At 70.6% G+C, this 25347-nt stretch carries 24 protein-coding genes; 12 read left to right on the forward strand and 12 right to left on the reverse strand.

Annotation, left to right across the window (positions count from 1 at the left end; translation table 11 throughout):
* Nucleotides 1-140: 140 nt before the first annotated feature.
* The 7 genes from ABZ208_RS29730 to ABZ208_RS29760 all read left to right on the forward strand — a co-directional run bounded on the left by ABZ208_RS29730 (nucleotide 141) and on the right by ABZ208_RS29760 (nucleotide 8552).
* Nucleotides 141-929: a hypothetical protein gene (locus tag ABZ208_RS29730; protein WP_356912528.1), complete on the forward strand. Its 789-nt coding sequence runs from the start codon at nucleotides 141-143 to the stop codon at nucleotides 927-929.
* Nucleotides 929-3283: a bifunctional serine/threonine-protein kinase/ABC transporter substrate-binding protein gene (locus ABZ208_RS29735; protein WP_356912529.1), complete on the forward strand. Its 2355-nt coding sequence runs from the start codon at nucleotides 929-931 to the stop codon at nucleotides 3281-3283. Before ABZ208_RS29730 ends, ABZ208_RS29735 begins: the two co-directional genes overlap by 1 nt.
* On the forward strand, nucleotides 3283-5484 hold the full coding sequence (locus ABZ208_RS29740) for a bifunctional serine/threonine-protein kinase/ABC transporter substrate-binding protein (RefSeq protein ID WP_356912530.1): 2202 nt from the start codon (nucleotides 3283-3285) through the stop codon (nucleotides 5482-5484). Before ABZ208_RS29735 ends, ABZ208_RS29740 begins: the two co-directional genes overlap by 1 nt.
* Before the next feature lie 220 nt (nucleotides 5485-5704).
* Nucleotides 5705-6088 carry a hypothetical protein gene (locus ABZ208_RS29745; protein ID WP_356912531.1) on the forward strand — a complete coding sequence of 128 codons (384 nt, stop codon included), beginning with the start codon at nucleotides 5705-5707 and terminating at the stop codon, nucleotides 6086-6088.
* Between the two features lie 13 nt (nucleotides 6089-6101).
* On the forward strand, nucleotides 6102-7670 hold the full coding sequence (locus ABZ208_RS29750; RefSeq protein ID WP_356912532.1) for a peptidoglycan-binding protein: 1569 nt from the start codon (nucleotides 6102-6104) through the stop codon (nucleotides 7668-7670).
* A gap of 2 nt (nucleotides 7671-7672) precedes the next feature.
* Entirely contained in the window at nucleotides 7673-8107 is a 435-nt protein-coding gene (locus ABZ208_RS29755) for a protease inhibitor I42 family protein (protein WP_356912533.1), read from the forward strand.
* Between the two features lie 22 nt (nucleotides 8108-8129).
* Complete coding sequence (locus tag ABZ208_RS29760) at nucleotides 8130-8552, forward strand: hypothetical protein (protein WP_356912534.1); 423 nt, start codon at nucleotides 8130-8132, stop codon at nucleotides 8550-8552.
* A 137-nt stretch (nucleotides 8553-8689) separates the two neighbouring features.
* On the opposite strand, the gene ABZ208_RS29765 is transcribed toward ABZ208_RS29760, so the two are convergent.
* Nucleotides 8690-9505: a DUF899 domain-containing protein gene (locus ABZ208_RS29765; protein ID WP_356912535.1), complete on the reverse strand. Its 816-nt coding sequence runs from the start codon at nucleotides 9503-9505 to the stop codon at nucleotides 8690-8692.
* Nucleotides 9506-9813: 308 nt separating this feature from the next.
* Here ABZ208_RS29765 and ABZ208_RS29770 point away from each other — a divergent pair, with 308 nt between their 5' ends.
* Entirely contained in the window at nucleotides 9814-10089 is a 276-nt protein-coding gene (locus ABZ208_RS29770) for a DUF6332 family protein (RefSeq protein ID WP_356912536.1), read from the forward strand.
* Here ABZ208_RS29770 and ABZ208_RS29775 read toward each other — a convergent pair.
* The 3 genes from ABZ208_RS29775 to ABZ208_RS29785 form a co-directional block, all read right to left on the reverse strand.
* On the reverse strand, nucleotides 10050-10715 hold the full coding sequence (locus ABZ208_RS29775; protein ID WP_328403464.1) for a response regulator transcription factor: 666 nt from the start codon (nucleotides 10713-10715) through the stop codon (nucleotides 10050-10052). The two genes, ABZ208_RS29770 and ABZ208_RS29775, sit on opposite strands and share 40 nt — an antisense overlap.
* Entirely contained in the window at nucleotides 10712-11938 is a 1227-nt protein-coding gene (locus ABZ208_RS29780) for a sensor histidine kinase (RefSeq protein WP_356912537.1), read from the reverse strand. The genes ABZ208_RS29775 and ABZ208_RS29780 overlap by 4 nt, the downstream gene beginning before the upstream one ends.
* Nucleotides 11939-12164: 226 nt before the next feature.
* A complete protein-coding gene (locus ABZ208_RS29785; protein WP_356912538.1) occupies nucleotides 12165-12905 on the reverse strand; it encodes a TetR/AcrR family transcriptional regulator in 741 nt (246 codons plus the stop codon).
* A gap of 143 nt (nucleotides 12906-13048) precedes the next feature.
* Here ABZ208_RS29785 and ABZ208_RS29790 point away from each other — a divergent pair, with 143 nt between their 5' ends.
* Nucleotides 13049-13498 (forward strand): nitroreductase family deazaflavin-dependent oxidoreductase, encoded by a 450-nt coding sequence (locus tag ABZ208_RS29790; RefSeq protein WP_356912539.1) that lies wholly within the window; start codon nucleotides 13049-13051, stop codon nucleotides 13496-13498.
* A gap of 168 nt (nucleotides 13499-13666) precedes the next feature.
* Here ABZ208_RS29790 and ABZ208_RS29795 read toward each other — a convergent pair whose 3' ends face one another.
* Together ABZ208_RS29795 and ABZ208_RS29800 are read right to left on the reverse strand one after the other, a co-directional pair.
* Nucleotides 13667-13975 carry a hypothetical protein gene (locus tag ABZ208_RS29795; RefSeq protein ID WP_356912540.1) on the reverse strand — a complete coding sequence of 103 codons (309 nt, stop codon included), beginning with the start codon at nucleotides 13973-13975 and terminating at the stop codon, nucleotides 13667-13669.
* A 254-nt stretch (nucleotides 13976-14229) separates the two neighbouring features.
* Nucleotides 14230-15510 (reverse strand): geranylgeranyl reductase family protein, encoded by a 1281-nt coding sequence (locus tag ABZ208_RS29800; RefSeq protein ID WP_356912541.1) that lies wholly within the window; start codon nucleotides 15508-15510, stop codon nucleotides 14230-14232.
* 109 nt (nucleotides 15511-15619) lie between these two features.
* Between ABZ208_RS29800 and ABZ208_RS29805 the strand changes: the two genes are divergently transcribed.
* Both ABZ208_RS29805 and ABZ208_RS29810 read left to right on the forward strand, forming a co-directional pair.
* On the forward strand, nucleotides 15620-16984 hold the full coding sequence (locus ABZ208_RS29805) for a dipeptidase (protein WP_356912542.1): 1365 nt from the start codon (nucleotides 15620-15622) through the stop codon (nucleotides 16982-16984).
* An 81-nt stretch (nucleotides 16985-17065) separates the two neighbouring features.
* The gene (locus ABZ208_RS29810; RefSeq protein ID WP_356912543.1) at nucleotides 17066-17761 is read left to right on the forward strand and encodes an MBL fold metallo-hydrolase; all 696 of its coding nucleotides are present in this window, start codon (nucleotides 17066-17068) and stop codon (nucleotides 17759-17761) included.
* Here the strand turns inward: ABZ208_RS29810 and ABZ208_RS29815 are convergent.
* From ABZ208_RS29815 to ABZ208_RS29840, 6 genes are all read right to left on the reverse strand, one after another.
* A complete protein-coding gene (locus ABZ208_RS29815; RefSeq protein ID WP_356912544.1) occupies nucleotides 17735-18769 on the reverse strand; it encodes an NUDIX domain-containing protein in 1035 nt (344 codons plus the stop codon). The two genes, ABZ208_RS29810 and ABZ208_RS29815, sit on opposite strands and share 27 nt — an antisense overlap.
* A gap of 294 nt (nucleotides 18770-19063) precedes the next feature.
* Nucleotides 19064-19462, reverse strand: a complete 399-nt coding sequence (locus ABZ208_RS29820) for a hypothetical protein (RefSeq protein WP_356912545.1) — start codon at nucleotides 19460-19462, stop codon at nucleotides 19064-19066.
* Nucleotides 19463-19525: 63 nt separating this feature from the next.
* Complete coding sequence (locus tag ABZ208_RS29825) at nucleotides 19526-20449, reverse strand: carbohydrate ABC transporter permease (protein ID WP_356912546.1); 924 nt, start codon at nucleotides 20447-20449, stop codon at nucleotides 19526-19528.
* Nucleotides 20446-21360 carry a sugar ABC transporter permease gene (locus ABZ208_RS29830; RefSeq protein WP_356912547.1) on the reverse strand — a complete coding sequence of 305 codons (915 nt, stop codon included), beginning with the start codon at nucleotides 21358-21360 and terminating at the stop codon, nucleotides 20446-20448. Before ABZ208_RS29830 ends, ABZ208_RS29825 begins: the two co-directional genes overlap by 4 nt.
* A 76-nt stretch (nucleotides 21361-21436) precedes the next feature.
* On the reverse strand, nucleotides 21437-22729 hold the full coding sequence (locus ABZ208_RS29835) for an ABC transporter substrate-binding protein (RefSeq protein WP_356912550.1): 1293 nt from the start codon (nucleotides 22727-22729) through the stop codon (nucleotides 21437-21439).
* A 361-nt stretch (nucleotides 22730-23090) separates the two neighbouring features.
* Entirely contained in the window at nucleotides 23091-24056 is a 966-nt protein-coding gene (locus tag ABZ208_RS29840) for an ROK family protein (protein ID WP_356912548.1), read from the reverse strand.
* Nucleotides 24057-24292: 236 nt separating this feature from the next.
* Between ABZ208_RS29840 and ABZ208_RS29845 the strand changes: the two genes are divergently transcribed.
* Complete coding sequence (locus ABZ208_RS29845; protein ID WP_356912551.1) at nucleotides 24293-25273, forward strand: LacI family DNA-binding transcriptional regulator; 981 nt, start codon at nucleotides 24293-24295, stop codon at nucleotides 25271-25273.
* Nucleotides 25274-25347 lie beyond the last annotated feature (74 nt).

A 25347-nucleotide genomic window follows, 5' to 3' on the forward strand; every position in this document is an offset into this window, starting at 1 on the left:
AGAGACACATTGGAACCCCCTCGTCCATCTTGCGTACCTCGGTACGATCACCGATCACAAATGGGGGCACAGCTACGGAGGGGGCGGCGATGGGCGGTAAAACCACTGTGCGCAGAGGCAGTTGGCGGTTGAGGGCCGCAGTGTCAGGAGCCGCGACGGCAGTGCTGCTCGGCGGCTGCAGTGCCGGGGCGGCCAAGGAGGCGGCCGAGCCCAGCTCCAAGGCGCCGCGGTCCCCGGCGCCGTCCGTTTCCGCGTCCGGCCGGGCGGTGGGGGGCGCACAGCCGTCCGCGACACCGTTCGAGGCGGACGCGGATCTCGTACCCCGTACGAAGAGTCAGGGCTCCGCACTGGCCGAGGCGGTCGTGTTCCGGCCACAGGACTGGGGCCGGGGCTTCAAGGCACAGCAGCCGGCCCGGAGCGCATCGGGCACCGTCGCCGTACTCGACGGGCAGTGCCGATGGCAGCGCCGGACGCTGCCCAAGGGCGTGCTGGCCTCGCTGTCCCAATACAGCGAACTGCCGGGCAGCGGGAGCCGCGGCGCGATCAGGGTGACGGCCGCGGTGACCGTGCATGCCACGGAGCCGGGTGCCGACGACCAGCTGGCCACCACGCTGGAGGAGGTGCTGCGCTGCCCCGAGCAGCAGGTACGCACCGACGAGCGGATCACGGACCTGATGTCCGTGGGCACTCCTTTCGGCCTGCGCGGGAACACCTACGCGGACGACTCGGTCTACGAGCACGGCTTCTATGTCTCCGCGGCCGGCAAGGCCTCGTACCGGTGGATGGTCACACGGCTGGGCCCGGTGACCGTGGCGGTGTCGCTGAAGGGCACCCGCGGATACACCAACGACGAACTGGAGCAGTACGTGACCCGCGGTACCACCAACATGCTCGACCGTGTGAGATTCGAGCTGGGAGGCAAGGGCTGATGGAGCAGCTGCGTTCTTCCGACCCCGTGCGTATCGCCGACCACCGGCTGCTCGGGCGGCTCGGCGCCGGTGGCATGGGCGTGGTGTACCTCGCGCGCACACCCGGCGGTGCGCTGGTGGCGCTGAAGGTGCTGGCGGCGGAGTACGCCGAGGAGCCAGGCTTCAGGGAGCGGTTCCGGCGCGAGGTCGACGTCGCCCGGCGCATCCGTAGTCCGTGGGCCGTGCCCCTGGTGGACGCCGACGCGGACGCCGAAGCCCCCTGGCTGGCAACGGCGTACGTACCCGGCCCGTCGCTGGCCGAGGCCGTGGCCGCGCACGGGCCGCTCACGGAGCACGGGCTGCGGGTCCTCGGCGGCCGGCTGGCGCGGGCCCTGGCCGAGGTCCACCGGGCCGGGCTGGTCCACCGGGACCTCAAACCTGGCAACGTACTGATCGCCCTCGACGGGCCTCGGCTCATCGACTTCGGTATCTCCAGGGCGCCCGAGGACACGGCACTCACCGCGACGGGGCTGGTGGTCGGCACACCCGGCTATCTGTCACCGGAGCAGGCCGACGGGCGCGGCGGGCAGGCCATCGGCCCACCGAGCGACGTGTTCTCCCTCGGTTGCGTCCTGGCGTTCGCGGCGACGGGTCGGCCGCCGTTCGGTACCGGGGCACTCGACGCCCTGCTGTACCGGGCCGTGCACGACCCTGCCGACCTCGACGGTGTCCCGCCCGCGCTCGGCGAGGTGGTGTCGCGCTGTCTGGAGAAGGACCCGGCGCAGCGGCCCGGTGCCGATGAACTGGTGCGGGAACTGCTTCCTGGTGACCTGGCCGACGAACCGCTTGACGAGCCGGCCGACGACTCCGCCGACGTACTGGCCCATGACAGGCCCGACGGCGGCACGGAGACAGGCGGCGGGGCAGCGGGCGGCGGAGCCCGCTCATGGCTGCCGGAGGACATCACGCGGCTGATCGCCCGGCGTTCGGCCGCCGCGCTCGCGCTGCCGGACATCGACCGCACCGAGATCTCGGCCGGTGCCTCACGAACGGAGGGCGCCCCGGAGAGCCGCTCCCAGGGCAGGAGCGGACCGCAGGACGCCCGCACCCGCCCGGCATCCGGTGCCGAGGATGCGGTGCCGTCGGCCACGGGCACGCCCCGGACCCCCGGACGGCGCCGAGTCCTCCTGCTCGCCGGCGGCGCGGTGTTCGCGGCGGCTGCGGGCGCCGGCTGGTGGACCCTGGGCAGGAACGGCGGCATGGACGAGGCGAAGCCCACCGCCTCCGCCTCGTCACGCCGCCCCGCCTTCACCGTCGCGGTGCACGGCGACCTCAGCGGCACCCGGCGAGAGACGGGGCGGGCACAGGAGCGCGGACTGCGACTGGCCGTCGCGGAGTTCAACGCCCGGGGCGACGCTCCCTTCGACGTGAAGGTGCGGGCCGTCGACGACACCGGCGACCCGGCCGTCGCGGCACGACTGGCGAAGCAGCTCGCCGACGACCCGTCGGTGCTCGCCGTGGTCGGCCCGACCACGGACGAGACCGCCCAGACGGCGCTCGCCGCCTACGACGCCGGCCTCCTGCCTGTGCTCGCCGTGTCCCCCGGAGCCATCAACCTCAGTGTCCAGGGCTTCCGTTCGTTCCTGCACGCACGGATCGCCGACGCGCTGCTCCCCTTCTACATCAGCGCCTATCTGCGCGGGACGGCGCACTCGCGCAAAATTGGTCTCATCGTCGACCGCGCGGCCGACAACTACGGCGCGGAGCTCAGCAACACCCTCAGCAGGGTGTTGCGGGACGCGGGACAGCCGTACCTGCCGAGGGTGGTGGGTGCCATGCGGTCCGGCTTCGGCGACACGGTGGAGGATCTGCTGGCCGCCGCTGCCGACTCCATTGCCTTCGCCGGGCTGCACGACCGGGGCGCGTCCCTCGCCCGGACGCTGCTGGAGCGCGACTTCTCCGGCGCCCGCGCCGCCGGACCGGCCCTGCTCGACCCGCGTTTCCTCACGGCGGCGAAGGAAGCCGCCGAGGGATGGACGATCGTCGCACCGGCCATCGACGCGTCGCTCAAGCCTGAGGCCAAGGCGTTCGCCGACGCCTACCGCAAACGCTGGAAGGAGGCGCCGCCTCGGTACGCGGCAGAGGCCTACGACGTGGCGGGCATGGTGCTGAAGGCGCTGGCGGACCTGTCGGCGAAAAGCCGCACCCGCAAGGAGCTGCTCGCCGCCGTACGGGCCATCAAGTACCAGGGCATCACAAGGACGTTCGCGTTCCAGAAGATCGGGCAGATCGTCCCCGACGGCACCGGGGTCTCCCTCTGGCGGGTCGAAGACGGTCGCTTCGTGTACGGCGGCCCCGCTCCCTTCGCGGCCTGATGGAACCGCTGCGTCCGACCGATCCGTCCCGGCTGGGCCGTTACCGGATGCTGCGGCGGCTCGGAGCCGGCGGCATGGGCGTCGTCTTCCTGGCCCGCGCGCCCGGAGGGGCGTTCGCCGCGGTCAAGGTCGTGCGGGCGGTCCATGCCGACGGCGAGGACTTCCGGGCCCGGTTCCGCCGGGAGATCGCGGTGGCCCGGCAGGTGGACAGCCCCTGGGTGGTCCCGTTGCTGGACGCGGACGCCGACGCGGAGGATCCGTGGCTGGCGACCGCGTTCGTACCCGGACCTTCGCTCTCCGAAGTACTGGAGACGCAAGGGCCGTTGTCCGCCGCCACCGTGTGTGTCCTGGGGCTCCGGCTCGCCGAGGCACTGGAGGCGGTACACCGGGCGGGGCTCGTGCACCGCGATGTGAAGCCGGGCAATGTGCTGCTGGCCCCGGACGGGCCGCGGCTGATCGACTTCGGCATCGCACGGACGCCGGAGGGTACGGCGCTCACGTCCAGCGGCGTGATCGTCGGCTCGCCCGGATTCCTGTCGCCCGAACAGGCGCGGGCGCGCGCCGACGAGATCGGCCCGCCGAGCGACGTCTTCTCGCTGGGCTGTCTCCTGGCCTTCGCCGCCACGGGCGTAAGGCCCTTCGGCTCCGGTGCGGCCGCCGGCATGCTGCTTCGCACGGTCTACGAGGAGCCGGAGCTGCCCGGGCTGCCGGACGCACTGGAGCCGCTCGTACGGGCGTGCCTGGACAAGCGTCCGGCACGGCGGCCGACCGCCGCCCAGGTCCGCGAGACACTGGACGGGATCGCCCCCGACGACCGGGAGCGGTGGCTGCCCGAGCCGGTCACGCGGCTGATCGCCGACCGCTCCGCGGCCGTGCTCGGCATGGAGGCGATCGAGCCGACCCGGGTGTCCGCGCCGGCCGCCACGGTGTCACCGGAAGCCGCGACGGTGACGTCCCTGGTGGATCCGGAATCCCGCACACCTGTCGTGGGCCGCCGTGGATTCCTGCGCATCGGCTCCACGGCCGGAGTACTGGCGGCAGGCGGCGGAACCTGGTGGTGGAGCACCCGTGGCGGCCGGAAGACGGGCGGCGGCTCCTCGCCCTCCTCGGCCCCACGGCCCGAACTCGTCGTGGCCTTCCAGGGGGATCTGTCCGGCGCCGCGAAGGACACCGGGCACGCACAGCTGGGCGGCGCCCGGCTGGCCGTCGAGCGCGTCAACGCCGAAAGCGGCCGCCCGCTGCGGCTGACACTGCGCCCGTACGACGACGGGGGCGATCCCGAACGGGCCCGGGACCTGGCTGAGCGGCTGACGGCGGACGAGCGTGTCCTCGCCGTTCTGGGCCCCACCACCGACGCGTGCTTCCTTGCCGCGGAGGACGCCTACACCGAGGCCGTGATGCCTGTCCTCTCTGTTTCGGTGGGGGTCGCGCCACAGGTCAGGGAGGGCAGCACGTCCATTCTCCGCTCGCATGCGGCGCTGCGGCCCATCGATCAGCTGCTCGCCGCCCCCTGCAACGCCTATCTGGCCAACTCTGCCGACGCGCGGAGGGTGTTCCTCGTGGACGACCGTGCCGAGGGCGACTTCGCCTGGACCCTCTGCGACGACCTCCAACGGGTGCTGCGACGGGCGGGGAGGGACGCGACCGTCACGAGCGTCGCCGCCGGGACGCTCGATTCCGCCGCGCTGGCCGGAAAGGTCATGGCGGATCGTGCGGACGCGGTCGTGTTCAGCGGAAACCAGGAACGCGCGGGCGCTTTCGCGTCGGCGCTGCGCACGGCGCGGTTCATCGGGGCCCGGATCGCGACCCAACGGGCATTCGGCACACGGTTCCTGAAGTCCGCGGGTGCCGCCGCAGAGGACTGGGTCTTTGCCACCACCTTCATCGATCCGACATCCACGCCGACGGCCCGCTCCTTCACCGCGGCGTACCGCGCGCGGTTCGGCGAGCACCCCGGCTGGTACGCGGCGGAGGCGTACGACGCCGTGCTGTTCCTGGCCGAGGTCTGTGCAAGGAAGGGCTCTCCCCTGGCGGAACGGGGCGCGATCGTGCGCCGCATGACCGAGGTCGACCACCGCGGCATCAGCCGGACGATCGAGTACACCGCGGACAAGGGCTACAACAGCGACGCGCTGTTCCTGTTCCGCACCGTCGACGGAGAGTTCGACTTTCTCGGGCAGTACAAGGAAGCGGTCGCGTGAACCGGCCGCATCGACGGAAGCCCCCGCCGCAAAGCGTGCTTTGCGGCGGGCGCGACGCTCGTCGCCAGGTGGCACATACGCGGGAGCCCTGTGGGGAACCTGTGGCGCCGGGCGTGTCCATGGCAGTCTTCTGCTAACTTCCCGACGGTTGTGACCTGGCCGAACTTCCCTGTCCGGGAGGTGTGTCGGGGTCAGGGACGCGGGAAACGGGGGAAGGGCCATGACCTCTGCGGAGGGCTACCAGGTCGGGCACAAGGGCATGTCGGGCCAGGCCGGCGAACTCGACGGTTCCGGCAACGACGTGGGCAAGATCCGCAAGGCCGTCGCCGGCACGATGTGCTACACGCAGGACGCCCTCGGCGGCTCCGACACCGGGCCCGCGTTCAACGCGTTCGCGGCCGCCTGGGAGGCCGAGACCAAGGTCCTCGAAGCGGCCCTGCACGAACTCGCGGACAAGGTCCGCCTCTCGAGCCACGCGTACCGCGGTTCCGACATCGATGTCCGTACGGGAGCCCACGCCGTCTCCGCCGGCTCGGCGGCCGACGCCGGCGTCAGCACGATGCCGGCCCACGCCCAGCGCCCGTCCGCGCTGGCCACCTACTGACGGGCACACGTCCATGACGGAATCCACGAACGACCGCAGGCAGAAGCTCGACGGCCTGCGCGGGCGCATCTCCTCGGCCGGCAGCAAGAACGACCTGATCGACGCGATCGAGGACGCCCTCGGCGTCTCGGCGCCGGTCGGCGACCCGAAGGTGATCGAGGCCTTGGGCAAGCGCTACACCGGCCAGACCGACGAGGCCGACGCGGTGAGCGACCGGATCAACAAGATCGCCCGCAGGGGTCTTCCGCAGGTCTGGGTCGGCGACACGAGCGTCCTCGCCTCCGACGTGGTGGGCGCCGCCTCCCGCGACGCCCAGCAGATGATCAAGGCGTTCCAGGGCGGCGGCAAGGCACTGATCGCGCTGTCCGACGCGCTGGAGACCGCGCAGACCAAGGACAGGACCGGCCGCGGCAAGCTGCGCGACGCCCGCACCATGCTCGGCGGCAAGGACGGCTTCTTCGACGACTGGCACGAGGACGACGACGAGGAGGACCTCCGTCTGCGGGCCCGCTCGCTGGCCTCCCTCGGCGTCAACGACCTGCACACGGCGGCCGCCGACGCCGATGACGCCGCCCGCGTCGCGGCCCGCGACCTCAACAAGTTCGCCGCCGAGGCCCGCGCCGGCCGGATGGACACCGACGAACTGACCGCCGCCGACCGCCTCGCCCTCGCCGACACCAGCAACGTCGGCGGCGACGCCGAACTGAACGAGATCCTCAGCGCCAACGACCTCGAGCGCTCGGGCCGTGCCATGACGAACCTCTCGCCCGCCGAACGGGCCCGTATGGAACGGCTCCTGGCGAACGCGTCGAGCCCGCAGGAGAAGGCGTACCTCATAAAGGCCCTCGCCTCGGGCTACGACGTCGGCGAGGTCGAGGAGTTCGGAGGGAAGATCCACGGCAAGGACTCGACATGGCTCCAGGAGCACCTGACGCCGGTCACCATCGGCTCCACCACGAAGCAGGAGGAGCAGAAGTTCGGTGACGAGCACTGGTCCCAGGACGACGAGACCTGCGTCCCGTCCTCGACGGTCACGGCGCGCGCCATGGTCGACCCGGTGTACGCCCTCGAACTCACCGGCGGCCCCGACGGCCAGGACAATGACCCCGACCACTTCCGCAAGCGCCTGCACGACGAGCAGTTCCGCATGAACGACGAGGGCGACGGCGAGTACGACGGCTGGTGGTGGGACCGCCACGCGGCCGGCATGGACTCCGACGGGCAGGAGGAGATCTCCGACAAGGAGCTCGGCCCGCACACCGGCGACAAGTACGACACGCAGGAGATGGACGGCGCCGACGACCGGCGCGGCGTCCTGCCCGACATCGAGAAGTCCGTCGCCGACGGCAAGCCGGTCCCCTTCAACATCTCCCGCGAGGACGAGGACGGCAACATGCACGGCCACAGCCTGATGATCATCGGGCAGGAGGACGGGAAGCTGCAGATCTACAACCCCTGGGGCACCACCACGTGGGTGAGCGAGGACGACTTCATCAACGGCGACCTCAGCGCGGCCACCGACGACCGCTACTCCAAGGCCCACAAGGGCGATGTCAGCCGCGTCTACATCGAGCGGAACTGAGGGTGTCCATGCGATCCGCCCTGCGTGCGGCGCCCGCCCTGGCCGCCCTGCTCCTCGTCCTCACCGGCTGCGGCGAAGCCGCGTACGAGACCGACGAGCGGACCATCACCGTCGACAACGGCGAGGAGTTCACGCTGAAGGTCCCGGCCAACCCCGAGCTCGGCCAGAACTGGTATCTGGCGAGTCCGCGCGCGGACGCGGACGTCCTGAAGTACCGGGGCGACCGCGAGGACACCGGCGACGGTGACGGAGCCCAGTTCTTCGACTTCACCGCGCTCTCGCCCGGGAAGGCGACGGTGAAGCTGCTGTTCTGCCCCTACGGCCGGTGCCACAGCTCCGACGAGGTCTCGTCGGAGCCGGTCCCGACGGCCACGGGGACCCCGAAGAACTCGGACCAGGAAGCCGCCTACTACCTCTATACGATCACCGTCCGCTGAGCCGGACCGGAACGGAACGACGATGGTCCACGACCCCTCCCCGCGTACCGACGACGAGGTGCTCGCCGCCACCGACATCGAGGCGCTGCTGCGCCACGGCCTCAGCCGCGACACCTTCCGCACCGCGCTCTTCGGCGACGGTGCGATCGCCGCCGCCGTCACCCTCGACCGGCTCGGAGTGCTGCCGCGCTCGGTGAGGTACATCGCGAAGATCGTCCGGGCCGGCGGCCTCACGTACGCGGCCGGGCCGGCCGAGCCCCTGCCGTCGGGTGCCGCGTCCGCATACCTGCGGGACTGGCTGGAGACCGCCGCGCAGGTCGCCGGCACACCGGATGACGAGGCGCGCGCCGCACGCTGGCTGGACACGGTCGCCGAGCTCATCGGCCTGCGCCGCGGCAGCCGGGCCGCGACGGACCGGGCGGGGAGTCAGCAGTGGGGTGCCTGAGTCCCTGGCAGCCGGCTGAGACGGCGAGCGGCCTTCCGGGCGTACCGCCCACAGATCGGGCGAGCGGGGGCCGTTCGCATCGTCCGGAGGTTCCGCCCGGCACCTGACACCTTGCCGACGACGTCGACGAAGGCGCGTCAGTGGTGGTGGCCGTGCCGGCCGAGGGTCTCCACGGGGGTCGCGCCGGGGCGGGTCCACTGCGGCACGGGCCGGCTGGTCGGGCCCCAGGTCGCGACGCCGTCGGCGTCCGAGCGCCAGTACCAGCAGGCCTGGCGGCCCTCTGACGGGTACCCTTCGCGGACATCGCCGATCACCGGCCGGCCCTCAGGGTTGTCCTCCCACGCCTCGCCGCGGCCGTAGGGCGTCATGTCGAGCAGGCCGAGGGATCCGTTGACCGGTTCGTTGCCACGGCCCGTCGTGGAATAGGTGAGGAACACGCGGTCGCCGTCGCGCAGGAAACAGACGATGTGCCCCATTTCTCCGCCGACCGGCGCCTCCACGCCCCGCACCGAGTACCAGGGCTGGGTGTAACCCATGAACTCGACGTAGGGAGCCACCTCGTCCCACGGGCCGGAGGTCAGCACGGCGAACGAGACGCCCCGGGCATTGAGGTAGACGGCGTCCTTCACGTGCCAGGCCGTGGTGGTGCAGCCCTCGCACTGCCCCTGGTACGGCGCGCCGTCGTACCACATGTGCTGGTAGACCACGAGCTCGTCGCGACCCTGGAACAGGTCGAGGAACGGGACCGGCCCGTCGACGCCGGTGACCTCGACCGCGCCGTCGAGCTCGACCATGGGCAGCCGCCGCCGGGCCGCGGCGATCGCGTCGCCCTCATGGGTGTGCGCCTTCTCGCGGACCAGCAACTCCTCGCGCGCCGCCTGCCAGCCGGCCAGGTCGACGACCGGCGGCTTGCCGGGGAGGTTGCTGCTCCTGTTGCCGGGCGTGGTCGTCATGGTGTCCTCCGTGGTATCTCGTGCCGGGCACGTACGACGTCCTACGACGCTCACCGGAACAGACTCGCGCCCCTGCCGGAACTCATCGGGGCAGGGGGCGCGCCCTCGGCCGAGCCTGGACGGATCACGTCCGGCTGACAACTTCACGGACCCGCTCGTGCACCTGGCAAGATCCTGTGACGCACAGCGACGGCATCCGCGCACTGTGCGGCAGGGACACCTGAGAGCAAGAGCCACCCGACCAGCGGGCAACTTGGAGCGGTAGCGGCTTTCTTGTCCGCCGGCCGTCGCCCTGTGAGACTGCGGACATGGGGCAACGTACACAGGCGGATCGGGACGCGGTCACGGTGGAGATCGGCTACGCGCTGGTCAGCGGATTCCTGGTCGCGGGGCTGACGTTCCTCGGGATCGCCGGACCGGCGACAGTGTTCGCCCTGCCGCACGCCGCGGAACGCGGACTGGTCGTGGGCGGCGCGGTCGTGGGCGCGGTCGCTTTCGTGCTGCGCGTCGTGCACGTGCTGTGGCGGTTCGCCCGCACACCCGATCAGCCCAGCCAGCCGGGCCGCACCAGCCCCGACTCATAGGCGAGTACGACGAGTTGGGCGCGGTCGCGCGCACCCAGCTTCACCATCGTGCGGCTCACATGCGTCTTCGCCGTGAGCGGGCTGACCACAAGCCGTCGGGCGATCTCCTCGTTGGACAGGCCGATGCCGACCAGTGCCATCACCTCGCGTTCCCGTTCGGTGAGTTCACTCAGTCCCTCGGCATCGGCCGGCGCCTTGGAGCGGGCCGCGAACTCGGCGATGAGGCGGCGGGTGACGCCCGGCGAGAGCAGCGCGTCCCCCTCCACCACCGCCCGTACGGCACGCAGCAGTTCCTCCGGTTCGGTGTCCTTGACCAGGAAGCCGGAGGCGCCCGAGCGGATGGCCTCGAAGACGTACTCGTCGATCTCGAAGGTGGTGAGCATGACCACCTTGACCTCGTGCAGCCGCTCGTCCCCGGTGATCCGGCGGGTGGCGGCCAAGCCGTCGAGGACCGGCATCCGGATGTCCATCAGGACCACGTCCGGTCGCAGTTCACCGGTCAGTCGCACCGCCTCCTCGCCGTCGCAGGCCTCGCCCGCCACCTCGATGTCGTGCTGGGCGTCGAGCAGGGCCCGGAAGCCTGCCCGGACCAGCATCTGGTCGTCGGCGAGCAGTACGCGGATCACGTCGTCTCCTTCTGCTGCACAGGCAGATCGGCCCGTACCCGGAAGCCGCCGTCCGGCCGCGGACCCGCCACGATCGTGCCACCGAGAGCGGCGGCCCGCTCCCGCATTCCGGCCAGGCCGTTGCCGCTGCCGCCCGCGTCCGAACCGGTCGCCGGGCCGTCGTCGTCGACCTGCAGGCTCAAGCCGCCCGGCGTGTGGACGATCCGTACCCGGGCCGTACGGGAGCCCGAGTGCCGCACGACGTTCGTCAGCGCCTCCTGGACGATACGGAACGCCGCCAGGTCGGCGCCGGGTGACAGAGGCCGGGGTTCGCCCTCCGTGGCGACATCGACGCGCAGGCCGGTGCTCGCCGCCTGTTCGACCAGTTCGGGGAGGCGCGCGAGGCCAGGGGCGGGGGCGCGCGGGGCGGCGCCCGGCGCGCGCAGGGTGTCGAGCACCTGCCGCACCTCGCCGAGCGCCTCTTTGCTCGCCGCCTTGATGGTGGTCAGGGCGGTTCTGGCCTGCTCCGGATCGCTGTCGAGCAGCGCGAGGCCGACCCCGGCCTGGACGTTGATGACGGAGATGGAGTGCGCGAGGACGTCGTGCAGTTCGCGCGCGATCCGCAGCCGTTCCTCGTCGGCGCGGCGCCGCTCGGCGGCGGCACGCTCGGCGCGCTCCCTGGCCCAGACCTCGCGGCGTACGCGGACGAGTTCGGCGGCCGCCAGGATCGCGACGACCCAGGCGGTGATGACCAACTCCTGCGCCCAGGGCGCGGCGTCGTCGGTGCCCGGCGGCAGAGAACGGTAGAGCCAGTGCGCGATCAGCAGATGCCCGGCCCACAGCACTCCGAGCGTCCACCAGGCGGCCCGCCGGTGCCCCGAGACGACGGCGGCGAAGGCGGCCACGGCGAGGGTGAGGAAGACCGGCCCGTACGGGTATCCCCCCGCGAAGTACACGAACGCGGTGGCGGCGACGCCGAGAAGCACCGCGACCGGACAGCGGTGGCGGAACAGGCAGAGCACCGGGCCGACGAGCAGCAGGACGCGCGCGAAGGCGTCGAGGGGCTCCCGGTCCTGGCCCTGCGCGGCAAAGTGCGTCCCGACCATGACGAACACGGTCAGCGCCAGCGTCGACATCCAGGGCAGCCGCCCGCCCTCGCGCCGCTGCTCCCAGTGCCGAAACCGCGGTGGCCCGCCCTGTGACCAGGGAGGACCACCGCAGATACGTGAGCGCTGCTCTTCCATACGGCCACGCTAGACGGGGTCGGGACACGTGGGCGTCAGCCGGGCGTGGCGATCACACGTACTCCCTGTGGAGTACGTCCCCGGGGGCGGCGGCGTCAGAGGCCGCGACGGTCTTCGCCGGTGACGTACGGGGGCAGGGGCTTCGACGTCCCGTACGGGAACAGCGGCATCGGCCTACGGGAACATCGGCGACGACGAGCCGGCGGACCGCCGTCCGTTCACGCCTTCAGCTCCCGCCCGCGGGTGTGAGCGTTGCCCCTCCGCCGACTGCGTGCCGGGGCCGCAGTCCGACCTCGTGCGCGAGGCGGTCGGTGGCATGGGCGAAGAAGGCTTCCCGGTCCTCGACGATGCGATGGAACTGGCCGAAGATCTCGAAGGAGATCAGCCCGAAGATCTCCGACCAAGCGGCGACCAGGGCCACGGCGACGGCAGGCGGCAGATCCGGGGCCAGGTCGGCGGACAGGCGCTCCGCCTCGGGCCGTAGCCGGGGGGTGAGGGGCGGAAGGGCGATACCGGCCGCGCGATGGGCGTCGCGGACGATCGAGATGAGCGCGAGTCCGACACGGGAAGCAGGGCCCACGGTGTCCTGGGGGGCCTGGTAGCCGGGGACCGGGGAGCCGTAGATCAGCGCGTACTCGTGGGGGTGCGCGAGAGCCCATCCGCGCACGGCGGAGCACAGTGCACCCCAGCGGACGAGGGGGTCGCCCCGGTCGGGGACAGCCGCCACGGCCGACTCGGCGGCGGCGCCGACCGCGTCGTACGCGTCGACGATCAGGGCGGTCAGCAGATCGTCGCGGCTCGGGAAGTAGCGATAGAGGGCGGAGGAGACCATGCCCAGCTCGCGGGCGACGGCGCGCAACGAGAGCTTGGCGGCCCCCTCGCGCGCGAGCTGTTTGCGCGCCTCCTCCTTGATGGCGGCGGTCACTTCGATACGGGCCCGCTCCCTGGCCCCCCGGATGGTGCTCATGCGAAACAGTCTCTCACGATTCGGAGCACTGACCAAGAACGAGAGCACTGCTCTTGCTTTTGAGCACCCGCCGAGTGCACACTGCTCTTAAGCGAGAGCAGTGCTCTCACAGAGACGCCGGATCGCCCCGACAGGAGACAGCCATGCCGCAGACGCACTACATCAGGCCCAACCGGTTCGACACGGTCGTGAACACCTTCATCGGCTGGCTCACCCGCCACGGCGTCAGCGTCATGGGCACCGCGGAGCTCTCCGTCCGCGGCCGCTCCAGCGGTGAATGGCGGCGCATCCCGGTCAACCCGCTCCCCTACGAGGGCGGCCCGTATCTCATCTCCGCCCGTGGCCACTCCCAGTGGGTGCGCAATCTGCGTGCCGCGGGTGGCGGGCAGCTCCAAGTCGGCCGCCGGACCCAGCAGTTCACTGCGGTGGAGCTGCCGGACGACGAGAAGCCCACACTGCTGCGCCGCTACCTCGAGCGCTGGGGCTGGGAAGTCGGCCGCTTCTTCGGTGACGTCAACGCGAAGTCGACGGACGAGGAACTGCTCGCCGCCGCGCACAAACACCCGGTCTTCCGTATCACCGTCACGAAGTGAACGTCGCTCCGGCTCAGTCGGTCGCCGACTGCTGACCCGGTCGAGTCGCCCGCCGAGTGGTGACGGACGGCTTCGCGGAGGCGATCCCGCTCCTGGCGGAGCCCCCCGCACTGCGCACATCTGCCGCGTGGGTCCAGCGGGATTCGCCGACGAGAGGCAGTGTCGGTATCAGCCGCTGATGTCGTCGCCGAACGGCACTCTTGACTCGCTCTCGCTCGCCTCTTCCTCCTCGTCGCCACCCATGACGTCGAGCAGACGTTGCCGCGCCTGCTCCAGACGACGGGCACAGTCAGGCATGAAGATCTCAACGAGCGACGTCTCCAGGGTGCCGGAGATCGCGTAGATACCTGACCAGACGGCACGATCCGGGACGATCGCATCGAGCTTGTCGGACTTCATCATCACTTCATGGAGCCAGTCCGAGAGCACGAACGCTTGATCGTGTGTGAGCTTGATGACCACCGGTTCTTCGTCCACGCGGTCGAGGTACGCGACGGTCGGGCGGGGCTACGCGGTTGGGCCTGTGGCTGGTCAAACGCGAACTCGGGGCAGACACCGCGACAGGCGTGGAAACCATGCTGGAGTACGGAGCGCGCGGAACCGTCTGGCAGGCGTCCTCACCGGAGTAGCTCTGCGCTCCGTGCGGACGAAGGCCGCGGCTCGCCTGCCGGGCAGCGCCCGGCGGGGCCAGGTGCCCGGCAGGCAGCCATCGGCAGGTCCGACGGCCCCGGCTATGCCCGCTTGTCCAGCGCGTCCAGCGCCCGCCTGGCCAGTGAATGCGTCCGCACCAGCCCGGCCAGCGACGTCGACCCGCGGGTGATGTCCGCGAACGCCTTCCACGCCGGACGGAAACCGGTGATCGCCGCATGCAGCAGTACCGGCCTGCGCTCGAACACGGCGAGCATCCGCCGGCCGACCGCCATCTCCACACCGAGCCCCGCCTTGATCGCGAAGGCGTAGTTCAGCGCCTGCCGACGGGCGTCCACGCCGTCGTGGGCCTCGGCGATACGCACGGCCCACTCCCCCGCGAGCCGCCCCGACCGCAGCGCGAAGGAGATGCCCTCCCTGGTCCAGGGCTCCAGCAGTCCTGCGGCATCACCGCACACCAGCACCCGGCCGCGCGACAGCGGCGAGTCGTCGCTGCGGCAGCGCGTCAGATGGCCCGACGAGATCGTGGGCTCGAAGCCCGCCAGCCCCAGCCGGGCGATGAAGTCCTCCAGATAGCGCTTGGTGGCCGCACCCTCACCGCGCGCCGAGATCACGCCGACGGTCAGTGTGCGTCCCTTGGGGAACACCCAGCCGTAGCTCCCCGGCATCGGGCCCCAGTCGATCAGGACACGCCCTGCCCAGTCCTCGGCGACCGTCTCGGGAACAGGAATCTCCGCCTCCAGGCCGAGGTCGACCTGATCCAGCTTCACCCCGACATGGGCGCCTATCCGGCCGGCACTGCCGTCCGCACCGACGACCGCGTGCGCCAGCACCGTCTCGCCGCCGGACAGCACCACGGCCACCGTGCGCCGGTCGGGGACGGCCGGGCCGTGCTGCTCGACGCGGGAGACGGTCTCGCCGGTGCGCAGCACCGCGCCCGCCTTCTGCGCCTGCTCGACGAGCCCCGCGTCGAAGTCGGGGCGGTTGATCAGCCCGAAAAGCATCCGCTTGGAGCGGCGGGTGCGGGCCAGTCTGCCGTTCAGCGAGAAGGTGACGGCATGGATCTTGTCCCGCAGCGGGAGTTCGAAGCCGGGCGGAAGGCTGTCGCGCGAGGGGCCGATGATGCCTCCGCCGCAGGTCTTGTAGCGGGGGAGCTCGGCCTTCTCCAGCAACAGCACCCTGCGGCCTGCGACCGCGGCCGCATAGGCCGCCGAGGCGCCCGCAGGGCCTGCGCCGACCACGACGACGTCCCACACCGAGGGGTCGCCCAGCTCATTCGCCGCCGCTGCTCCGGTGGCATCGTTCTCGCTGCTCACGATGTACTTCTGCTCCCGATCCGCCCTGTGGCCATGCTCAGTCCGCATCCTACGGCGCGGCCCGGTCCCGCCCCCTGTGGGAGGATCGGCCACACTTTTGCTGTACACCCGTCGCGTGCACACCTCGCACAACGTCGCACCCACAAGGAGCGTGCCCATGACCGCGAATCCGATCGCAGAGACCATCGCCTCGCTGATGCCCCGCGCCAAGGCGGAGCTCACGGAGCTGGTGGCCTTCCAGTCGGTCGCGGACGAGGCAGTGGCGCCGCGCAGTGAGTGCGAGGCCGCCGCGAACTGGGTGGCCGGTGCGCTGCGCGCCGAGGGATTCGAGGACGTGGCGCTGCTGGACACCCCCGACGGTTCGCAGTCGGTGTACGGACTGCTGCCCGGCCCGGAGGGTGCGCCGACCGTGCTGCTGTACGCGCACTACGACGTGCAGCCGCAGCTGGACGCGTCGGCCTGGATCAGCCCGCCCTTCGAGCTGACCGAGCGGGACGGCCGCTGGTACGGGCGCGGCGCCGCCGACTGCAAGGGCGGCTTCATCATGCACCTGCTCGCGCTGCGCGCCCTGAAGGCGAACGGCGGCGTGCCGGTGACGGTCAAGATGATCGTGGAGGGCTCGGAGGAGCAGGGCACCGGCGGTCTGGAGCAGTACGCCGAGGCGCACCCCGACCTGCTGACGGCCGACACCATCGTGATCGGCGACACCGGGAACTTCCGGGTGGGCCTGCCGACGGTGACGGCGACGCTGCGCGGCATGACCATGATCCGCGTCCAGGTCGACACGCTGGAGGGCAACCTGCACTCGGGCCAGTTCGGCGGCGCCGCGCCGGACGCGCTGGCCGCACTCATCCGCGTACTGGACTCGCTGCGCGCCGCGGACGGCTCGACGGTGATCGACGGGCTCGAGGCGCAGGCCCGGTGGGACGGGGTGCAGTATCCCGAGGAAGACTTCCGCCGCGACGCCAAGGTCCTCACGGGTGTGGGCCTGACCGGCAACGGCACGGTGGCCGACCGTATCTGGGCGCGGCCCGCCGTCACCGTGATCGGCATCGACTGCCACCCGGTGGCGGGTGCCACTCCGTCCATCCCGGCGAGCGCCCGTGCGCAGATCAGTCTCCGTGTGCCGCCCGGCCAGGACGCGACGGAGGCCACCAAGCTGCTGTTCGCCCATATCGAGAAGCACACGCCGTGGAACGCGCGCGTCTCACTGGAACAGGTCGGCCAGGGCCAGCCGTTCCAGGCGGATGTCACCAGCCCCGCGTACACCTCGATGGCGGAGGCGATGCGGGTGGCGTACCCGGGGGAGGAAATGCACTCGGCCGGGATGGGCGGCTCGATCCCGCTGTGCAACACACTCGCCGCGCTGTATCCGCAGGCGGAGGTCCTGCTCATCGGGCTGAGTGAGCCGGAGGCGCAGATCCACGCGGTGAACGAGAGTGTCTCGCCCGAGGAACTGGAGCGGCTGTCGGTCGCCGAGGCGCTCTTCCTGGTCAACTACGCGGAGTCCAAGAAGGGTTGAGCGGCGGGTTCAGCGCTCGGCGAAGATCGCGGCAAGCGTAGATGCAGGTGGCGGGCGTGCGCCGGTGGGTACGGTCACGGCATGGACTTCCTTCAGGTACTGCCGCAGCTGCACATGTTCCGTTTCCCGATCGGTCAGGCGTACTTGTGGCACGACGGGGACGAACTGACGCTCATCGACGCGGGGAACCGGGACTCCGCGCCGCTGATCGAGACGGCGATACGGGGCGCGGGCCTGGATCCCGCCGGCCTCCGCCGGATCGTGCTGACCCACTGCCACCGTGACCACGTGGGCGCGGCCGGGGAGTTGGCGGAGCGGTACGGCGCCGAGGTGCTGGCGCACCGCCTCGACGCACCGGTCGTACGGGGCGAGGAGCCGGTGCCCGAGCCCGTGCTGCTGGACTGGGAGGTCCCGCTGTACGAGCGCGGGCTCACGGTCCCGCCCGCCCCGCCGACCCGGGTGGACCGCGAACTCGAGGACGGTGAGGTGCTGGACTTCGGCGGCGGGGCCGTCGTGGTGCACTCCCCCGGCCACACCGACGGGTCGATCGGCATCCATCTGCCGTACCGCGGCGTGCTGTTCACAGGAGACTGTGTCGCCGGGGTCGGCCAGGTCATGCTAGGCGTCTTCAATGTCGACAGGGCCGCGGCGCAGGTGTCCATGCGCCGCCTCGCCTCGCTCGCGCCGTCCACGGTCTGCTTCGGGCACGGTGACCCCCTGACGGAAAACGCCACGGCCCTGCTGCTGGCGTCAGCCGACGGGGATGCCGGCCTCTAGGTTGAGTACGGTCCCGCGCTCGCGGGCCCGCAGCGCCCAGCGCAGCCGTTCGTAGCGGGTGGGCGGCAGCAGCTGGGCGGCCTCCTGCTCGCTGACGAACCTGCAGCCGCGCAGCTCCGATCCGGGCAGCCTCACCCGGCCGGCGTCGCCTTCAGGGAGTCTGCCGCCGTCGAACAGCAGCCGAAGTCCGCCGAATCCGGGCGGCCGGGGCGGCTCCCAGTCGACCACGAGAAGGTTCGGTACCTCGTCGAGTTCGATGCCGAGCTCCTCGGCGACCTCACGCATCCCGGCACGGGCCGGCGCCTCTCCGCGCTCCACGACACCGCCCGGGAACTCCCAACCGGGCTTGTAGGTCGGGTCGACGAGGAGCACGCGGTCGTGGTCGTCGAAGAGGAGTACGCCCGCGGCGAGTGTCTCGGACGTCGGTTCAGGTGTCTGGACGATCTCGCAGGCGGCGGCCGCCCCGGTCCGTACCGCCGTCGCGATCTGCCGCGCGGTCTCGTGCGGGTCGATACGGCTGGTGTCGATGACGTGCGCATCGCCGGTGATCCAGCCGAGCGCGGCACGGTACGGCTCGATGTGGTCGAACGCCCACTGCCGGAAGCGTTGGTCGCCGTCGGGGGTGTCGGGCACCTCGCGCCCGGCTATCCGCTCGCGCAGGATCGTTTCGTCCGGGCAGAGCAACACATGGCGCACGGGAATACGGCGGGAGGCGAGACCGCCGAAGATCTCGTCGCGGTACTCCTGACGCAGCAGCGTCATCGGCACCACCAGTACACCGCCGAGCTCGGTCAGCAGCGCGGCTGCCGTGTCCACGACCAACCGCCGCCAGATCGGGAGGTCCTGGTAGTCGTCGACCTCGTCGAGCCTCTTCCGCGGCAGCAGACATCGCACGCCGTCGCCGACGAGCTCGGGATCGAACAGTGTGCTGTTCGGGATCAGATCGATCAGTTCGCGCGCGGTACTGGTCTTGCCCGCTCCGAACGCACCGTTGATCCAGACGATCACGGTTCCCCCTCTTCTGTTGCCCACAGTGGATTGCCCGCAACACCCTGCCACGGAAACCCGGAACGGGAAGAGGCCGCGTCCTGCGCGGTCGTCCTGTCACGACCGCCACTGTCCGTCCGTGGGTGTGCCGCGGCGGCGCCGCGGGGCGCCACGTCCGGCCGACCCGTGACCGCCGTGCCCGCTCCCGCTCCTTCCCCTTGGTCAAGACCAAGGTCAGCCCCGCGGAGGCGATCCGTCGAACCGTCTCCGCCGGGGCGCACGGTCCGTCACGCCCCGGCGTCGGCCCCTGTCCGCTCACACTGATGCCGGTTCCAGTTTCAGGGCCTCGATGCCCCACCTGATCAGCCGGTCGCAGTCCTCCTGACCCGTGATGCGATGCAGCTCCAGGAAGATGTGCCACGCGGCTTCCATGCGCCCGTTGTCAGCGGGGAATCCGCTGTGTTCGAGGGCGCGGGCGAGGTGGTCGCTGTACAGGCTCGGTCCGCGGTCGGGCTGGTGGTACGCCTTGCTTGCGGTCTCCGCGCACCGCAGCAGCCCGAGAAGGTTCACCGCCCCGATCGTCATGTACAGGAAGTCCAGGAGACGCAGGCCGATCGTCACCTCGTTCCGGCCGGGGTCGGTCACGCCGATGTCGCGCTTGATCGCCTCTGTGAGGGCGAGGCGGAAGTCTGCGGAGTCTTTGCCGAAGCTCATGAGGGTTTCATAGCGGCTTCCCCAGCAGTGCCGGGGAAGCCATGCCCGAGAGGGCCCCCGCTTTCACCCCTTGGTCGAGCCGAGCGTCAGACCCGCGATGAAGTGCCGCTGCAGCAGCAGGAACACGATCAGCGTCGGCAGTGCCACGATCACCGACCCCGCCGCGAGCAGGTTGTAGTCGGTGAAGAACTGACCCCGGAGATTGTTCAGCGCCGAGGTGACCGGCAGCTTCTCGCCGTCGGAGATGAACACCAGTGCCCACAGGAAGTCGTTGTACATCCAGGTGAACTGGAGTGTGCCGAGCGCCGCGAGGGCAGGGCGGCACAGGGGCAGCGTGATGCGCCAGTACTGAGTCCACACGCCCGCGCCGTCCACGATCGCCGCCTCCAGGATCTCCTGCGGCAGCGTGCGCATGAAGTTGGAGAGGACGAAGACGCAGAACCCGATCTGGAAGCCGATCTGCACCAGCACGACGGCCCAGTACGAGTCGAACATCGTCATCGAGTCGGACATCCAGTACGGCAGCGGAACACGGTTGAACAGCACGTACAGCGGGGTGACGATCACCTGCTGGGGCAGCAGGTTTCCCGCCGTGAACAGCATCAGCAGCACGACCGAGCCGGGCACCCTCAGCCGGGCGAGCGCGAAGGCGACGAACGAGGCGAGAAAGAGCGCGAGCAGCACTCCGGGCACCGCGATGAGCATGGTGTTGACGAAGTACTTCGTCAACCCCGAGTCGGTGAAGGCCTGTCGGTAGTAGTCGAACGAGAGGGTGTCCGGCAGCGAGAAGTACCCCTGCTCGGACGTCTCTTCGTACGGCCGGAGCGAGGCGTACACGGCGAGCAGCAGCGGCGCGAGGAAGGCGAGCGAGACAGCCATCAGGAAGGCGTGCACCCCGAGGCGGCCGGGGCGCAGCGAGCCGCGGCGGCGTACGGGGGTGGGCCCGGCGGGGGCCGTGGTGGGGGCCGGGGCGGTGTCGACGGTCATCGGTTCTTCTCCCCACGCATCTCCTGGACGAGAAAGGTCACGACGAATCCCATGGAGACGAGCAGCAGCACCACGGCGATCGCCGAGCCGAATCCGATCCGGCTCGCCTCCCCGATGATGTTGTCGGTGACGAGGACCGAGAGCAGTTCCAGCCCGTTGCGGCCCTTGTTGACGGCGTAGACGATGTCGAAGGCGCGCAGCGACTCGATGACCGTGATCACGCCGACGATGACATTGACGGGCCGCAAGGTGGGCAGGACGACCCGGAAGAAGGTCTGCGCCTCGCCCGCGCCGTCGATGGCGGCTGCTTCCTTCAGCGAGGGGTCGACAGCCTTGAGTCCGGCCAGATAGAGGATCATCACATAGCCCGTGTGCCGCCAGGCCGCGGCCAGCAGGATCATCCAGATGTTGAGGTCCGGATCCCCCAGCCAGTCGGTGGGATCGTCGCCGGCTGCGAGGATCGCGTTGAGCGCGCCCTGGTCGCGGGAGAAGACGAGCTGGGCGATGAAGCCGACGACGGCGAGCGACAGCACCACCGGCATGTAGAGCGTCGACTGGTAGAAGCGGCTGAAGCGCACCCCCCGGTCGATCAGGACGGCGAGCAGCAGTCCGAACGGGGCGGCGACAAGGCCGAGAAAGGCCAGCCACAGCAGGTTGTGCCGGGCGGCCGGCCAGAACGCCGGGTAGTTGGTGAAAAGGTTCTCGTAGTTCTCGGTACCGACCCAGGAGATCTCGCCGATGCCGTCCCAGCTGGTGAAGGACAACAGGACGGAGGCGAGCGTGGGTCCCCAGACGATGACGACATCGAGCAGGACCGGCAGGCCCAGCAGCACTCCGAGGACGGTGAGATCGCGGCGCGTGAAGCGGCGCGCTCGTCGCCGCGCGGGGCGCGGCGCGGTGTTCAGCGGCACTGGTGGTGGCTCCAGTTCGTGACGGCCGGCTCCGGTTCGCCGCGACAGGCTTGCGGGCCTCGGCCGGTCCCGGGTCTCAGTCGGAGGCGAAGATGGTCTTCTTCTGCCGCTCGATGTCATTGACCAACCCGTCCACGTCCTTGGGGTTGTTGATGAAGCTCTGAATGGCCGGAATCATCACCACGGACGAGAAGTCGGGCCGGGTGTCGCGGTCCAGGAACTGGGAGATCTGCTTGGCGCCGGAGACCAGTTCGACGGCCTTCTTCTGGATCGCGGTGTACTTCGAGGTGTCGGCCCGGTCGCTGACCGCGATGTTGCTGGGGTCACCGGCGAGATAGATGTCCTCCGCCTCGCCCGTGGCAAGCCACTTGAGCAGATCCTTGGCACTCTCCATGACCTTGTCGTTCTTCAGGTTCTTCGACTTCTTCGCCAGCAGGAAGCCGTCGATCGGCGCCTCCACCGCGTCCTGGCCGTGCTCGGGGTCGATCACCGGGAACGGGAAGAAGTCGAGATCCTCCTGCTCGGCCTGGGGGAACTGGGCGCCGGGGTGCTGGAGTCCGAAGACCGCCATGCCGGCTTCCTTCCGCTGCAGGCTGGTGGCCGCCTCCTGCCAGGTCCGGCCGTTGGCACCGGGCTGGCAGTACGGCAGCAGGCTGCGCCAGGTCTCGAAGACCTGCTTGACCCTCTTGTCGGTCCAGGCCTCTTGGCCGGCCATCAGGTTCTTGTGGAATTCATAGCCGTTGGTGCGCATGTTGATGTAGTCGAACGTGCCCATCGCGGGCCAGCCGTCCTTGTCGCAGAAGGCTATGGGAACGAGTTTGTCCTTCTGCATCTGCCTGGCGAGGGCGATGTACTCGTCGAGGGTCTTCGGAGCCTGGTAGCCGTACTGCCGGAAGACGCTCTTACGGTGGAAGACCGCCCACGGGTAGTAGTAGTAAGGAGTGAGGTACTGCTTGCCGTCCTCGCCGGTGGACTGGGCCTTCAGCGCGGGCGAGAAGCCCTCGTAGCCCGACCAGTTGTCGCTGATGTCGTGCAGCAGGCCCTTCTTGGCGAAGAACTGCATGCGGTAGCCCGCGAACCACATGAAGACATCGTCCGGCCTGCCCTGCAGGTACCGGTTGATGTTCTCCTGGAAGGTGTTGTGGTCAACGGTGTTGACCTTGACCTTCCGGCCCTCCTTGGACTGCTTCTCGTACGCGGCGAACGCGTCGGCGAAGGCCTTCTTCGGGACGGGGTCGGAGGAGTTGGACCCCAGGTGGATGGTCTTGCCGTCGCCCCCCGGGCCGCTGCCGCACGCAGTGAGCAGGGACGGCAGCGTGACCGCGCCCGCGCCGATCGCCGTACCCCGCAGCAGAGCCCGCCGAGACATCCGATGTTCTGTCCCGTTCCCGGGCACGACAGGCCCGTTGAACGATGACTGCGCCATGTCCCCTCCTTCGAGGTGCAACCCAACACAACCGAACGCGAGGCTTGGATCTCACTCCTCATGGAGAGGCATCGTCAAGGGTTCGAACCAGGGAATCGCCAACCGTTACCGCTTCGGTTCCAACAGAGTTCAACAATGCCTACCGGAAACTCACGCCGCTGACAGATGCCTGCGAGCGTCCGGACATGGGTGATTTGGGGCAGGAATATGACGATGCATCACGCACCGACGACCAGCTCCGGACCCTTGCGGGCCGAGTCGTCGGAGCGCTGAGGCATCCGGCGGCCCAGGCAGGGCCATCGCATCAGGACCGGCCGCTGACGAGCGGGGCCCTCCCGCCGTGGCCTGCGAGCAAAGCGGCTGCCGCCGCGCCCACGAGCCCGGCGTCCGTACCCGTCAACGCGGGCGCCACCTTGAGCCGTTGCACGAAGGAGAGCGCGGCGTAGTCGCGCAGGGCACGCCGCAGGGGGGAGAAGAGCACATCGCCCGCACCGGCCACTCCCCCGCCGATCACCGCGATGTCGATCTCGACGAGCGTCGCGGTCGCGGCGATTCCGGCGGCGAGCGCCTGCGCCGCACGCTCGAAGGACGCGAGCGCCACCGGGTGGCCGGCCTGCGCGGCGGCCGCCACGGCCGCGGCGGAGGTGTCGCCGTCGGGACCCGGCACCCAGCCGCCCTCCAGCGCGCGGCGGGCGATGTTGGGGCCGCTGGCGATGCGCTCGACGCACCCGCGCGATCCGCACGGGCACAGGTCGCCGTCCAGGTCCACGCTGATGTGTCCGATGTGGCCGGCATTGCCCGTCGGACCGGTGTGCAGGGCCCCGTTCAGGACGAGGCCGCCGCCGACACCGGTGGAGACGACCATGCACAGCGCGTTGTCGTAGCCGCGAGCCGCGCCCTGCCAGTGTTCGGCCGCTGTCATCGCGACGCCGTCGCCCACCAGTTCGACCGGCAGTCCGCCGACCGCCCGGGAGACTCTTGCAACCAGCGGAAAGCCGCGCCAGCCGGGGACATTGACCGGGCTGACCGTACCGGCGGACGCGTCCACGGGGCCCGCGCTCCCGATCCCGACCGCCGTGACACCCGCCCAGAGCGGAGACACCGACAGCTCCGCCAGGACGACCTCGACCGCCCGCATCACCGTGTCGCCGTCCTCCCGGGCCGGTGTCGGGCGCTGTGCACGCAGGAGAAGCGTGCCGCTGCCGTCCACCAGCGCACCGGCGATCTTGGTACCGCCGATGTCGAGCGCGGCGACGAGGCTGGTATGCATCGGTGTGCGTTCCCCCGGAGAGCTGTCGGAGCTGCGGTTTCGATAACAGTCTCCATTCCCCTGACAACGTTGTCCAGGGCCTATGCTCGACGCCACACCGTCATATATGCCTAATGCCGGCCCCGGACGGCCGGCATCGACATCAGACAGGACAGCGCACTGTGGCCGACTCCACCCGTCCCCTGCCGCCGGGGAGCCCTCGAGGCCCCGAACCCCGCTACGGCAACCGGCCCACGATGAAGGATGTCGCGGCGCGGGCGGGAGTAGGACTCAAGACGGTCTCCCGGGTGGTCAACGGGGAGTCGGGCGTCACCCCTGACACCGAGCGCCGGGTGCAGGAGGCCATCGAGTCGCTCGGATTCCGCCGCAACGACAGTGCCCGGGTGCTGCGCAAGGGCCGCACCGCCTCGATCGGCCTGGTGCTGGAGGATCTCGCCGACCCGTTCTACGGTCCGCTCAGCCGTGCCGTGGAAGAGGTCGCCCGGGCCCACGGAGCGCTGCTGATCAACGGATCCAGTGCCGAGGACCCCGAGCGTGAGCAGGAGCTGGTGCTCGCGCTGTGCGCGCGCCGGGTGGACGGCCTGATCGTCATTCCGGCCGGTCATGACCACCGCTATCTGGAGCCGGAGATCAAGGCCGGCATCGCCACCGTGTTCGTCGACCGCCCCGCGGGCCAGATCGACGCGGATGTCGTCCTCTCGGACAGCTTCGGCGGCGCCCGCGCGGGCGTGGCCCATCTGATCGCGCACGGTCACCGCCGGATCGGCTTCATCGGTGACCAGCCGCGTATCCATACCGCCGTCGAGCGCCTGCGCGGCTACCGCGCCGCGATGGAGGACGCCGGGCTCGCGGTCGACGACGCGTGGGTCTCGCTCGGCTCGACGGCCCCGGAGCGGGTGCGGTCGGCCGTCACCGCCATGCTCGAGGGAGCGGAGCCGGTCACCGCGATCTTCGCCGGCAACAACCGGGTGACGGTGACCGCGGTACGGGTCCTGGCCGGCCGCGACAGGCAGATCGCCCTGGTCGGCTTCGACGACATCGAGCTCGCCGACCTGCTGGGCATCACGGTCATAGCCCAGGACGCGGCTGCGCTCGGGCGTACTGCCGCGGACCGGCTGTTCCGCCGGCTCGACGGTGCGGCCGAGGAGCCGTCACAGGTGGCGCTCGAAACGGTGCTGATCCCGCGTGGCTCCGGCGAGATCCCGCCGGCCGGCTGACGCACCGCCCGGTCACACCCGCGCGCGCCGGCGACCTGGCGGACCTGTTCCAGGTACGCCGCCTGAGCGAGACG

This window comes from Streptomyces sp. NPDC006208, from assembly GCF_040613775.1.
Taxonomy (GTDB): domain Bacteria; phylum Actinomycetota; class Actinomycetes; order Streptomycetales; family Streptomycetaceae; genus Streptomyces.